Below are 13,228 nucleotides of genomic sequence, written 5' to 3'. Positions count from 1 at the left end.
ACCCCAGCATCGTCAGCATTGAAGGAGTACCCATGTATGTTGTCCGTCCGGTAGAAATTGCGGATATTGCAGCCCTCGAAGCGCTGGCCGCGGTAACCATGCCGGGTGTCCATACCCTGCCGAAGACGCGCGATAAAATCGCCGCCTCCGTCGAGCGCTCCATCGCCTCGTTTGCCGCCCACGTCGATATCCCCAGCGAAGAGTCATATCTCTTCGTGCTTGAATCCCTGCTCGACAAGAGCATCTTTGGCACGGCCGCCATCTTTGCCTCGGCCGGCTCGAACGGTACCTATTTTTCCTTTCGCAATGACGTCATCCAGCAGGTTTCGCGCGACCTGAACATCAGCCACAGCGTGCATGCGCTGACCCTGTGCTCGGAGCTGACGGCGTACTCGCAACTGTCCGGCTTCTATGTGCGCAACATGGAGCAGGCGGGCCTGGAAGCGGCCCTGCTGTCGCGCGCGCGGCTGCTGTTCGCCGTGCTGGCGCCGCACCGTTTCGGCGACCGCTTCTTCGTGCCGCTGGCCGGCATCACGGACGCCAATGGCCAGTCGCCGTTCTGGGATGCGCTGGGCCGCAAGTTCTTCCAGATGGATTTCCTCGACGCCGAAAAAGTCATTGGCGGCGCGCGCAACCGCACCCTGATCGTCGAGCTGATGCCCCATTACCCCGTGTATGTGCCGCTGTTGCCTGGCGACGCGCAGGCGGCCATGGGCCAGATCCACCCGAGTGGCGAACTGGCGTTCAACCTGCTGACGGAAGAAGGCTTTGAAGCGGACGATTACATCGATATTTTCGATGGTGGCCCGATCCTGCAGGCACACAAGAATTCGCTGCGCTCGTTTACGGGTTCGCTCACGCGCCGCGTGGTTGCGGGCGCCGCGCCCAGCCGTACGGGCCTGAAAGTCAATTACGCGATTGCGTCCGGCGCGGAGCGCAACTTCCGCGCCGTCACCTTCGCCTGCGATGCGCTCGAAGCGCAGGACACCGTCGGCTTGCCGGCCGAGCTGCTCGAAGCGCTGGCCGTGGCCGAAGGCGACAGCGTCATCTGCGTGCGCATTTAACCGAGAGAACCTTATGCTAGTTGTACGCGCCATCAACGCCTCTGACCTGAATGCCCTGTACGGCCTGGCCAGCCAGGTCGGCACCGGCATGACCACCCTCAAGCCCGACATGAAAATGCTGGGCGACCGCCTGGCCATCGCCTGCGCCTCGTTTGCCGAAACCATCCCGCCCGAAAAGCGCGACTACATGTTTGTCATGGAGGATACTGACACGGGCCGCCTGGCTGGCGTATGCGCCATCAAGGGCGCCGTGGGCCTGGAAGAGCCGTTCTATAACTACCGCATCGGCACCCTCGTGCATTCGAGCCGCGAACTCGACGTGTTTACACGCATGGAGACGCTGTACCTGTCGAACGACCTGACGGGCAGCACGGAGCTGTGCTCGCTGTTTCTGCACCCCGATTACCGCAGCGGCAACAACGGCAAGCTGCTGTCGAAAAGCCGGTTTCTGTTCATCGCCCAGTTCCCGCACCTGTTCACGGAAAAGCTGATTGCCGAAATGCGCGGCTACCAGGCGCCGGACGGCAGCTCGCCGTTCTACGAAGGTCTGGGCCGCCATTTCTTCAAGATGGATTTCCATCACGTCGATGATTTGACGAGCCTGGGCAAGAAATCGTTCATCGCCGAACTGATGCCACGCCAGCCCATGTACGTGGCCTACCTGCCCGACGAGGCGCAGGAAGTGATCGGCAAGGTGCATCTGAGCACGGCGCCCGCGCGCCGCCTGCTGGAACAGGAAGGCTTGCACTTCGAAGGCTATGTCGACATTTTCGACGCCGGTCCCGTGCTGCAGGCGCGCGTGTCCGAGCTGCGCGCCATGCGCGACAGCATGCCGGCCGTGCTCGATGCCGAGACTGCGCTGGACGCCGGCGAGGTGGCGCAAGCCGAGCCTTATCTGGTCTCCAACACCGACCTGAAAGATTTCCGCATGATCGTCACCAACGCCAATCCGCATGGCGGAAAAATCGCGCTGGACGACGATGAATTGCATTTGCTGCGTTGCCACAACGGCGACACCGTGCGCACTTTGTCACTCAACCCGAGGAAGCATCCCCATGTCTAATGTGTTTAATTCGTCTACTGCAGCATCGAACTTCATCAATGGCGCCTGGCTGCCAGGTACGGGCCGGGAACGCGTCACCATCGATCCGTCGAACGGCAAGCAGACCTGGGCCAGCCTGGAAGCGACGGAGAAAGAAGTCGAACAAGCCTGCCAGGCCGCCCGCGCGGCTTTCGACGCGTGGGCCGATACGCCCGTCGAAGAGCGCATCGCCATCTGCGTGCGCTTTCGCGAGCTGCTCAAGGAACATGCGGAAGCGCTGGCGCTCTTGATCTCGGAAGAAGTGGGTAAACCATTGTGGGAGTCGCGCACGGAAGTCGCTACCATGGCAAACAAGATCGATATTTCGGTGCAGTCGTACCACGCACGTACCGGCATCACGCAAGGCAAGATCGCCGACGGCGACGCCGTGCTGCGCCACCGCCCGCATGGCGTCTTCGGCGTCTTCGGCCCGTACAATTTCCCCGGTCACCTGCCGAATGGCCACATCGTGCCAGCCCTGATCGCCGGTAACACCATCGTCTTCAAGCCCAGCGAATATGCGCCGCGCACGGCAGTGAAAACCGTGCAGCTGTGGCAGCAGGCGGGCTTGCCGGACGGCGTCGTCAACCTCGTCAACGGCGGGCGCGACACGGGCGTGGCGCTGGGCGCCAATGCGCACCTCGACGGCGTGCTGTTTACGGGTTCCTGCCAGACGGGCATCAGCCTGCACCGCCAGTTCGGCGGCCAGCCGGGCAAGATGCTGGCGCTGGAAATGGGCGGCAACAACGCGCTCGTCGTGTGGGACGTGAAGGACGTGGACGCGGCCGTGCATCACGCGATCTTCTCCGCCTTCGTCTCGGCCGGCCAGCGCTGCACCTGTGCGCGCCGCCTGGTAGTGCAAGATAGCGCAGCGGGGTCTGCCTTCGTGGCGCGCCTGGTGGAAGTGGCGGCGAAACTGGGTATTGGCGCCTCCGACGCCCAGCCGCAGCCGTTCATGGGGCCAGTCGTGTCGAGTGCCGTGGCCGCGCGCCTGGTGCAGGCGCAGGCGGACATGGCCGCCAAGGGCGGCACGACCCTGCTGCAGATGCGCCAGTTGAATCCCGAGGCGGGCTTTGTCACGGCCGGCATCGTCGACGTCACCGATGCCGCCGGCATCCCCGACGAGGAGTGGTTCGGCCCGCTGCTGCAAGTGATCCGCGTGGCCGATTTCGATGCGGCGCTGAAGGTCGCCAACGCCACCGAATTCGGCCTGGCCGCAGCGCTCTTGTCCGACGATCCGGCGCTGTGGCAGCTGTTTCAAACGCGCGCGCGCGCCGGCATCATCAACTGGAACCGTCCGACCACGGGCGCGGCCAGCACGGCGCCGTTCGGCGGCATCGGCAAGTCGGGTAACCACCGGCCGAGCGCCTACTACGCGGCCGACTACTGCGCTTATCCGGTCGCCTCGATCGAGAACAGCGTACTGGAAATGCCGGCCAAGCTGTCGCCCGGCCTGAATTTTTAAGAAGGTTTATCAAGGAATACCCATGCACAGCACGCGCGAATACAACTTTGACGGCCTGGTCGGCCCATCGCATAACTATGCCGGACTCTCGTTCGGCAACGTGGCCTCGTTCAGCAATGTGAAAAGCGCCTCGAATCCGAAGCAGGCTGCCTTGCAGGGCCTGGCCAAGATGCGCGCACTGGCTGCGCGCGGTTTTGCGCAAGCCTTGCTGCCGCCGCAGGACCGTCCGAATTTCCGCCTGCTGCGCTCCATCGGTTTCACGGGCAGCGATGCCGAGGTGCTGGCGCGCGCCTACAAGGAGTCGCCCGTCATCCTGGCCTGCGCGTATTCGGCCTCGCCCATGTGGACGGCGAACGCCGCCACGGTCAGTCCGTCGGCCGACACGCAGGACGGCCGCGTGCACTTCACGGCAGCCAACCTGAATAACAAGCTGCACCGCGCCTTCGAGCACGCGCAGTCGGCGCGCAGCCTGCGCGCCATTTTCAGCGACGACAAGCACTTCGCCGTGCATGACGCGCTGCCGTCCACGCCGGCCTTCGGCGACGAGGGCGCGGCCAATCATACGCGGCTGGGGGCGAGCCACGGCGCGCCATCGGTCGAGATGTTCGTGTATGGCCGGGTGGAGTTCGATCCTTCCGCGCCGTCGCCGAAGCGCTACCCGGCGCGCCAGACCCTGGAAGCGTCGCAAGCCGTGGCGCGCCTGCATGGCCTGGATGCAAAGCGCACCGTGTACGTGCAGCAGAATCCGGAAGTGATCGACCAGGGCGTGTTCCACAACGACGTCATCGCCGTCGGCAACGGCAATGTGCTGTTCTATCACGAACAGGCGTTTGCCGATGAAGAGGCGAGCTTGTCGCAGCTGCGCCGCGCCGTTGCCGGTACGGGTGCCGAACTGCAGGCGCTGCGCGTGGACACGGGCCAGGTGCCAATTACGGATGCCGTCAGCAGTTATCTGTTCAACAGCCAGTTGCTGACGAAGGAGGGCGGCGGCATGGCGCTGGTGATCCCGCAGGAATGCCAGGAAAACCGCGCCGTGTCGCGCTACCTGGAAGGCCTGGTGGCAGGCGCCGGTCCCATCGATGAACTGATCCATTTCGACCTGCGCCAGAGCATGCGCAACGGCGGCGGGCCCGCCTGCCTGCGTTTGCGCGTGGCCCTGACGCAAACCGAGGCGCGCGCCATGCACCAGGGCGTGATCATGACGGAAACGCTGTACCATCGGCTGGTGCAGTGGGTGGAAAAGCACTACCGCGACCATCTGGAGCCGGGCGACCTGGCCGACCCGCAGCTGGCGCTGGAAGTGCATGCAGCGCTTGAAGAATTGACGATCATCCTCAACTTACCTGGATTGTACGACTTGTAGGCGACAGAAAAACACACAGAAAATCCGAGACACACTATCCGCAGTATCGAAAGAATTGGACGGGCGACCCCCGTCTCTTGACACCGCTGCCGCCCAGCCACAAGCCCGAACGACAGCGCTGGACATTCACATTACCGTAATGGAGATGCAAGATGAATCACACGCCACAAGATTTGCGCACACAAACGCTGGAGCTGATCAAGGACAAGGCGGCAGCGTCTGTCGTGCAACTGGTGCAGGCCTGGCTGGACTCGCTCGACGCCGAAGACCTGGCCGATATCGCGCCCGACAGCCTGGCGCCCGTACTGGTCGACGGTTTCACGCAAGCGGCCAAGCGCACTGGCAGCGGTTGCCAGATCGCCACCCTGCGCTATGCGGATGGCCGTGGCGGCATGGCGAGTGCCTTGCTGATCCTGAACGAAGACATGCCATACCTGGTCGACTCCATCGTCATGGCCATGCGCCGCCAGCACCTGGCCGTGCGCGGCGTGATGAATACCGTGCTGCCCGTGCGCCGCGCCGCTGACGGCAGCGTCGACGCGGTGCGCCAGGCTGGCGATCCGCTCGAATCGTATGTGCTGGTGCTGCTCGATGAGGAACTGGCGCCGGAAGCGCTGGCGGCGCTGGTCGGCTCCCTGGACATGGTGGCGCGCGACGCCGCCGTCGTGCGCCGCGACGCCGCTTCCATGAGCGAGCGTTTGGCCGCAGTGGCCACGGCTGCATCGCAGCATGGCGAAGAGGGCGCGGAAGTGGCCGCTTTCCTGGAGTGGGCCCGCAGCGGCGGCTTTGAAGTGTTCGGCTATGCCTACTATCGCGTCAAGCCGGGCGTGCGCGAACTCGAACGCGATATCCCGAGCCGGGTCGGCGTGCTGCAGGATACGGCGCACCCCGTGTACGGCACCTGCCTGGCGAATATCCCGGGCGACTTCGACACCCTGGCCAAGCGCGAATCGGCGCTGTCCATCGTCAAGGCCGACGTGGCAGGCACCCTGCATCGCGACCAGCAGCTCGATTTCATCGGCGTGCGCGACACCGACCCGCAAGGCGCCATCCTGGGCGAACATTGCTTCGTCGGCCTGTTCACCCGCGCCGGCAATTCCACTCCGCTGGCGGCGCTGCCGTTTGCGCGCGGCCGCGTGGCCAAGGTGCTGAGCCTGGCCGGCGTGCGCCAGCAAGGCTTCCGCGCCGAGAAATTCCGTGAAATCCTCGAATCCCTGCCGCGCACCGAAGCGCTGGAAGCGGACCTCGACTGGCTGGCGCAAGTGTGCGGTTCTGTCGTTTCGCTGTACAAGCAGCCGCGCACCAAGGTCTTCGCGCGCCGCGACGTGTACGCGCGCCACCTGAACGTGCTGGTCTACCTGCCGCGCGAGCGTTACAGCGCCAGCGTGGCATCGAGCCTGGCAAAAGCCCTGCAAGCCAGTTCCGGCGCCACGCACGTGAGCACGCAAACACTGGTGGCCGACGGTCCCCTGGCGCGCGTCTACCTGATCGCCCACGCCGCCCGTTACCCGCTGGACCTGGAAACGGATATCGAACAGCCGCTCCTTAGCGTGCTCGATGGCTGGCACAACGGCTTTGCCGCCGTGGCCGACGCCGTGCCCGACGTGGCCCTGCGCGCCAGCCTGCGCAAACTCTGCGCTACTTTACCGCTCGATTACGTGGCCGCCACGGCGCCGGCCGTCGCCTTCCGCGATCTCGACACCATCCTGCGCAACACCGATCCGGCGCACGTGGCCGTGCGCATCGAGACGGGCGCCGTCACCACCATCCGCCTGTATTCGGCCAACAAGGTGCCGCCGCTGTCGACCATCCTGCCAGCCCTGCACAATGCGGGCGTGGCCATCGACCGCGAACAGGCGTATTCGGTTTCTCTGTCCGACGGCACGCGCTATTTTGTCACCAGCCTGACGGTCGATGCTGCCAGCGCGGCGAAACTGGCGCAGCCATCCGTGGTCGCCGTGGCGCAGGAATTGTTTGCCGCCCTGTTCAACGACACGGCCGAAGATGGCCGCCTGAATGGTCTGGTCATCGAAGGCGGCTTGTCGACGCGCGAAGTGCAGCTGGTGCGCGCCTACACCAGCTACTGGCGCCAGACGGGCAGCCGTTTCTCGGTGCGCTACATCGCCGAAAGCCTGCGCAAGCAGCCGGCCCACGTAAAAGCCCTGGTCGAGGCCTTTTTGCAGCGCTTCGATCCGGCGCTGTCCGACGCACAGCACGCGGCCGCCCTGGAGGTGATTTCCACCATCAAGGCCGGCCTGCCGTCGGTGAACCATGCCGATACCGAGGAAATCCTCGGCGCGCTGGCCGACCTGATGAGCGCAACCCTGCGCACCAGCTACTTCCAGAACAATCAACAAGGCGACAAGATCATCTTCAAGTTCGACACCAGCAGCCTGGCGCTGGTGCCGGAGCCGCGTCCGTACCGCGAGATTTTTGTCTTCTCGCGCCGCTTTGAAGGCGTGCACCTGCGCGGTGGCCCCGTCGCCCGTGGCGGCTTGCGCTGGTCCGACCGCATGGAAGACTACCGCACCGAAGTGCTGGGCCTCGTCAAGGCCCAGATGGTCAAGAACGCCGTCATCGTGCCGGCCGGCGCGAAGGGCGGTTTTGTCTGCAAGATGATGCCGAAGGACGCCGTGCGCGAAACCATCGCGGCCGAAGGCGAAGCCGTGTACCGCCTGTTCATTTCCAGCCTGCTGGAAGTGACGGACAACCGCTCGCTGGGCAATATCGTCCCGCCGGTCGATACCGTCTGCTTCGACGACGCCGACCCGTACCTGGTGGTGGCCGCCGACAAGGGCACGGCCACGTTCTCGGACATCGCCAACGGCATCGCCGTGCAGCGCGGCTTCTGGCTCGGCGACGCGTTCGCCTCGGGCGGCTCGAACGGCTACGACCACAAGAAACTGGGCATCACGGCGAAGGGCGCATTCGAAGCCGTGAAACGCCATTTCTATGAGATGGACCACGACCTGAACACCACCCCGATCACCATGGTCGGCGTGGGCGACATGTCGGGCGACGTGTTCGGCAATGGCGTATTGCTGTCGCGCCAGCTGAAACTGGTGGCCGCATTTGACCACCGCCACATCTTCCTCGACCCGACACCGGACGTCGCCGTCTCGTTCGAAGAACGCGCGCGCCTGTTCGCCTTGCCGCGCTCCTCGTGGGACGACTATAACAAGGAGCTGATTTCGGCCGGCGGCGGCGTGTATCCGCGTTCAAGCCGCACCATCGAGCTGTCGCCGCAGATCCGCGCCGCGCTCGATATCGCCGAAACCTCGCTGGCGCCGGAAGAACTGATGCACCGCATCCTGAAATCCCCGGTGGACCTGTTCTACAACGGCGGCATCGGCACCTACATCAAGGCCTCGACGGAGACGCACGCGCAGGTGAAGGACCGCGCGAATGACCATATCCGCGTCAATGGCAATGAGCTGCGCGTGAAGGTTGTGGCCGAAGGGGGGAATTTGGGTGCGACCCAGGCCGGCCGCATCGAGTTCGCGCTGACGGGCGGGCGCATCTTCACCGATGCGATCGACAACTCGGCCGGCGTGGATTGCTCGGATCATGAAGTCAACGTGAAAATCTGGCTGGACGTGGAAGTCAATGCGGGCAAGCTGACGGAAGCGGAGCGCAACCGCGAGCTGTATGCGATGACGGACGACGTCGAGCGCCTGGTCTTGCGCGATAACACGCAGCAGACGCATTTGCTGGTGCGCGAGTTGCAGGCGCAAAGCGAGAGCGCCGTGCAGGATGGCTATGCCGCCCTGATCGCCAGCCTGGAAGAAGAGGGCGCCCTGTCGCGCGAACTGGAGCAACTGCCGTCGGTGGCCGAACTGGCGCGCAGGAAGAGCGACGGGCGTGGCCTGACCACGCCGGAACTGGCTGTGGTGATCGCCAACGTGAAGAACCGCTTCAAGCGCATCCTGTCCGCGCTGCCGTTGACGGACGAAACGTGGGCCGAGCCGGTGCTCAAACCCTACTTCCCATCCTTGCTGGTGGCAACCCGTTCGGCGCTCGACCATCCGCTGGCCAATGCCATCCTGGCGACCGTGCTGGCCAATGAAGTGATCAACCGCTGCGGCCCGCTGATGATCCGCAACCTGGCGGCGGAACATGGCGTGGACGAGTCAAGCGTAATCCTGGCCTGGGGCCAGGCCTGGGTGGCGCTGAATCTGGCGCCCGTGTTCGACGCGCTCGATGCGGACGCCTTGACGGTGCCGCGCGCGGTGTCGATCAAGGTCGATGCGCAAACGCGCGTGCTGCAGCAGACGATGATCGCCGGCGTGCTGTCCGTGCCGGCCGAGCAACTGCGCGGTGCGGGACTGGCCGAATTGACGCGCCTGTTTGGCGCGGAATCGAAGCGCGAGCTGCTCAAGGCTGTCGGCATCAAGTCCGAAGCGGCGCTGGTGCCTGGCTTGAGGCCGGCCTTCGTGCTGGCATGGGACGCCGTCGATGCCCTGGAAGTCGTTGCCGGCTTCCTGTTCCCGGCCCTGTCCGTGCCGCGTCCCGCCTCGATGGACCTGGCGGCCTTCCTGCAAGTGGGCCTGGCCTTGCGCATCCAGGCGGGCATCGATACGCTGGAGCGTGGCCTGAAACTGGCCGCGCAAGGCAAGTCGCAGGAACAGTTGCGCAACTACGCGCAGCAAGCGCTGCGCCGCACGCAACAGCGTCTGCTGACGCAGGTGCTGGCGTGCGCCGAGCAAGGCAATGCAGGCCAGGCCGTCGATGCCGTGACGGGCGCGCTGGGTTTGTCGGCCTATGTGGCGGCGACGGAGCTGGAGCAAGCCATGCTGGACGTGTGGACGCTCTCCGAGGCCGTGAATAAAATCACGGCAAAAGCCCCAGCGGAAGCGGCGGTGTAATGACGCAAGATGTAACGCAGGTAGTCACACAGGTAGTGCAGGGCGCTGGCGGCTTGCCGCCGGCCGTGCAGGCGCTGGCGCAGGCCGATTTCAGCGGCGTGGCCCAGCTGTTCGCCAACGCCGGCTTCACGGTGGCCCTGCCGGCGCCCGGCATGCTGCGGATCGTCAAGCCGCAAGCCGATGCGGGCCGCGCCAGCGTGGCCGTCTCGGTGGGCGTGCATGGCGACGAGACAGGGCCGATCGAAGTGCTGGCGCATCTGCTCGACGCGCTGTCGCGCGATGCGTCGGCACTGGCCGTCGACTTGCTCGTTTGCGTGGGCAATGTCGATGCGATCCGGGCCGGCAAGCGTTTCATTGACGCCGACCTCAATCGCATGTTCCGTCCCGTGCGCGGGTCGCTGGCGCAAGCGGCGGAAAGCGCGCGCGCCGATGAAATGATCGCTGCGACCAAGGCGTTCTTTGAAGCGGCGGGCCCCGTGCGCTGGCACCTGGATTTGCACACGGCCATCCGGCCCTCCGTGTATCCCACGTTTGCCATCGTGCCGGACCTCGTTGCCGACGACGCCAAGGCGCAGCTGATAGCCTGGCTGGGCCAGGCGGCCATCGGCGCCATCATCATGAACCCGCAATCGGCCGGCACCTACAGCTACTATTCGGCCGAGCATTTCGGCGCGGCCGCCAGCACGGTGGAACTGGGCCGCGTGGGCACCCTGGGGCAGAACGATTTATCGCTGTTCGACGACGTGTCGCGGGCGCTGGACGGCCTGCTGCGCGGACTGCCTGCGCAAGCCGTCAAGGCGCAACCGCACGTGTTCAAGGTGGCGCAGGAAATCATCAAGCACAGCGATGAATTCCGCATGGCCTTTGACCGTCGCACGCAAAACTTCACGTCTCTGCCGCAGCATGCCGTGATCGCCAGCGATGGCGACCACATCTACACAGTGCAGCACGCGGAAGAACTGGTGGTATTTCCCAACCCGGATGTGCGCGTCGGCTTGCGCGCGGGATTAATGGTGGTGCGCGTTTCCTGATCGTTCAGCCATCACAGCGCATCGGGCGCCAGCCGGGGAAACCCGCCTGGCGCTTTTTTCATAAAAAAATGCCGCACAGAAATAATTATCCATTAAGCAATCAATTGATTTAAAATATTTACCCTTTGCAATTTTTTGGACCGATCATGTTGAAACGCCTGCTGACAGCCTTGCTGTGCCTGACCCTCTCCGGCCTCGCGGCTGCCGCCCCTGCCGATGAGAAAGCAGCCGCCCCGGAAATGACGGCTGAACAGTTTCTCGCCCAGTTGCACCTGCAGCGCGGCAAGATCACCTTGCCTGGCGGCATCGCCACCCTGGATTTGCCCGCGAACTTCCGTTATCTGTCGCCGACGGACGCCGAGCGCGTGCTGGTCGATGCCTGGGGCAATCCACCGGGCATGGTATCGCTGGGCATGATCGTGCCGGCCAAGACCAGCGTGCTCGAGCGCGATAGCTGGGGCGTCATCGTCACGTATGAAAAGGAAGGGCATATCAAGGATGACGATGCGGACAGCATCAAGTACGATGAGTTGCTCAAGGACATGCAGGCATCCGTGCTGGAGAATAACGCGGAGCGCAAGAAGCAGGGCTATCCCGGCATCCATTTGATGGGCTGGGCGGAGAAACCCAGCTATGCCAAGGATACGCACAAGCTGTACTGGGCCAAGGACCTGATGGTCGATGGCGGCGAGCATTCATTGAACTACAACGTGCGCGTGCTGGGCCGCGAAGGCGTGCTGAACCTGAACGCGATCGCCAGCATGCAGCAGATCGCAACGATCAAGAAGGAAATGCAGCAAGTGACGGCGTTCACGGAATTTACCGAGGGTAACCGCTATACGGACTTCGACAGCAAGACGGACAAGGTGGCCGAGTATGGCCTGGCGGCGCTGGTGGCCGGTGGCGTGGCCAGCAAGCTGGGCCTGTTCGGCAAACTGCTGGCGCTGCTGCTGGCCTTCAAGAAAGTGCTGATCCTGGCCGTGGTCGGTGCCGGTGCGGCCATCGTCAAGTTTTTCGGCGGCAAGCGCAAGGAAAAGCCGCTGCCGCAGCCAGAACTGCAGCCGGAACCAGCCGAACAGCCCGGTCATGCGCCGGACGGCAAGGTGAATCTGGAAAAGTAGGATGCATTGAGCCGCTCCGTGCGCTGGCGCACAGGAGTGGCACATAAGCACGCTGCCGGAAGACAGCGCCTCGGGTACACTGGCTCATCGTTCACTATCAGGAGTCCGCCATGTCCGTGTCCATGTACCAGGCAACCATTCCCGTCTTCATCCGCGGCTTGCGGGTCGTCTCGGCCCTGCTGGAAAAAGCGCAAGCCCATGTGGAGGAAGACGGCATCGTGCCCGAGATTTTACTGGGCGCGCAGCTGGCGCCCGACATGCTGGACTTGACGGCGCAGGTGCAGCGCGTCAGCGATACCTCGAAAATGTCGGTCGAGCGCCTGAGCGGCGTGCCGGCGCCGAAGTTCGAGGATAACGAAGCCTCGTTCGAGCAGTTACAGGAGCGTATTGCCAACACCATCGCCTATATCGACAGCGTCAATGCGGGCCAGATGGCAGGCAGCGCACAGAAGGAAATCGTGCTGAACTGGACGGACGAGGGGACAAAATTCTCGGGCGACGATTACTTGCTCAGCTTTGCCTTGCCAAACTTCTATTTCCACGTTTCCATGGTCCACGCCATCCTGCGCAACAATGGCGTGGCCGTGGGCAAGCTCGACTATCTTGGCCCGTACGACTGAGACGGGTTATTGCTGCGGCTGCTGCTGAACCTGGTTCTGCACCGCATTGCCCAGCATGCCGCCGCCGATCACGCCGGCCACCGTCGCCAGCGCCTTGCCGCGGCCGCCGCCGACCTGGTTGCCGATCAAGCCGCCGATGACGGCGCCCGTGCCGATGCCCACGTAGTTCGGCTGTGACGGCGCCGGTGCAGGCACCGGCTGCGGCTGGCGTGCCGGTTCGCGGTAGGCCGTGTCGCGGTAGCCATCGTCATTATAGGCGGGACGCGCCTGCGCCACTTGCGTGTGGTGCACGACGCGCTTGTGCACGACGGGGGCCGGCGCTGGCGCTGGCGCCGCTTGCGCCACCACGGGAGCGGCCACCGGGGCCGCCACGGGCGCCGCCAGGGCTGTCGCGCCCGCCGGCGTCAACGCCGCCACGTCGGCCGGCACGGCGGCTACATTCGCCCGCGAATTGGGCAGGATGCCGGCGATGGACGCCGCGCCGACCAGGCACAGGACCGTCACGGAAATGGCGGCGCCTGCCATCAAGGGGTGGATGCGGCTGGCGGTAGTCGTCGTGTTCATGTGTTCTCCTGGGGTGGTATTACTGGTGTTGTTGATGTGTCCAGATTAGCGGCC

The 13,228-nt window shown here is 64.4% G+C and carries 9 protein-coding genes; 8 read left to right on the top strand and 1 reads right to left on the bottom strand.

The window, feature by feature from the left end:
- The first annotated feature begins 32 nt into the window (after nt 1-32).
- From CBW50_RS06165 to CBW50_RS06130, 8 genes are all read left to right on the top strand, one after another.
- Entirely contained in the window at nt 33-1,064 is a 1,032-nt protein-coding gene (locus tag CBW50_RS06165) for an arginine N-succinyltransferase (RefSeq protein WP_086144719.1), read from the top strand.
- 13 nt (nt 1,065-1,077) lie between these two features.
- Nucleotides 1,078-2,127, top strand: a complete 1,050-nt coding sequence (gene astA, locus CBW50_RS06160) for an arginine N-succinyltransferase (protein WP_086144718.1) — start codon at nt 1,078-1,080, stop codon at nt 2,125-2,127.
- A complete protein-coding gene (gene astD / locus CBW50_RS06155; RefSeq protein WP_086144717.1) occupies nt 2,120-3,610 on the top strand; it encodes a succinylglutamate-semialdehyde dehydrogenase in 1,491 nt (496 codons plus the stop codon). Before astA ends, astD begins: the two co-directional genes overlap by 8 nt.
- A 22-nt stretch (nt 3,611-3,632) precedes the next feature.
- Nucleotides 3,633-4,973, top strand: a complete 1,341-nt coding sequence (astB, locus tag CBW50_RS06150) for an N-succinylarginine dihydrolase (RefSeq protein ID WP_086144716.1) — start codon at nt 3,633-3,635, stop codon at nt 4,971-4,973.
- Nucleotides 4,974-5,125: 152 nt separating this feature from the next.
- Complete coding sequence (locus CBW50_RS06145; RefSeq protein ID WP_086144715.1) at nt 5,126-9,838, top strand: NAD-glutamate dehydrogenase domain-containing protein; 4,713 nt, start codon at nt 5,126-5,128, stop codon at nt 9,836-9,838.
- Nucleotides 9,838-10,869 (top strand): succinylglutamate desuccinylase, encoded by a 1,032-nt coding sequence (locus CBW50_RS06140; protein WP_086144714.1) that lies wholly within the window; start codon nt 9,838-9,840, stop codon nt 10,867-10,869. Before CBW50_RS06145 ends, CBW50_RS06140 begins: the two co-directional genes overlap by 1 nt.
- Nucleotides 10,870-11,015: 146 nt before the next feature.
- Nucleotides 11,016-11,990, top strand: a complete 975-nt coding sequence (locus tag CBW50_RS06135) for a DUF2167 domain-containing protein (protein WP_086144757.1) — start codon at nt 11,016-11,018, stop codon at nt 11,988-11,990.
- Between the two features lie 110 nt (nt 11,991-12,100).
- On the top strand, nt 12,101-12,610 hold the full coding sequence (locus tag CBW50_RS06130; RefSeq protein ID WP_086144713.1) for a DUF1993 family protein: 510 nt from the start codon (nt 12,101-12,103) through the stop codon (nt 12,608-12,610).
- Between the two features lie 6 nt (nt 12,611-12,616).
- On the opposite strand, the gene CBW50_RS06125 is transcribed toward CBW50_RS06130, so the two are convergent.
- Nucleotides 12,617-13,174: a glycine zipper 2TM domain-containing protein gene (locus CBW50_RS06125; protein WP_086144712.1), complete on the bottom strand. Its 558-nt coding sequence runs from the start codon at nt 13,172-13,174 to the stop codon at nt 12,617-12,619.
- Nucleotides 13,175-13,228 lie beyond the last annotated feature (54 nt).

The organism is Janthinobacterium sp. GW458P (genome assembly GCF_002127585.1).
In the GTDB taxonomy this organism is placed as follows: Bacteria; Pseudomonadota; Gammaproteobacteria; order Burkholderiales; family Burkholderiaceae_D; genus Janthinobacterium.
The sequence above is the reverse complement of the archived record's forward strand: the minus strand, read 5'-3'. Positions and strand labels throughout refer to the sequence as shown.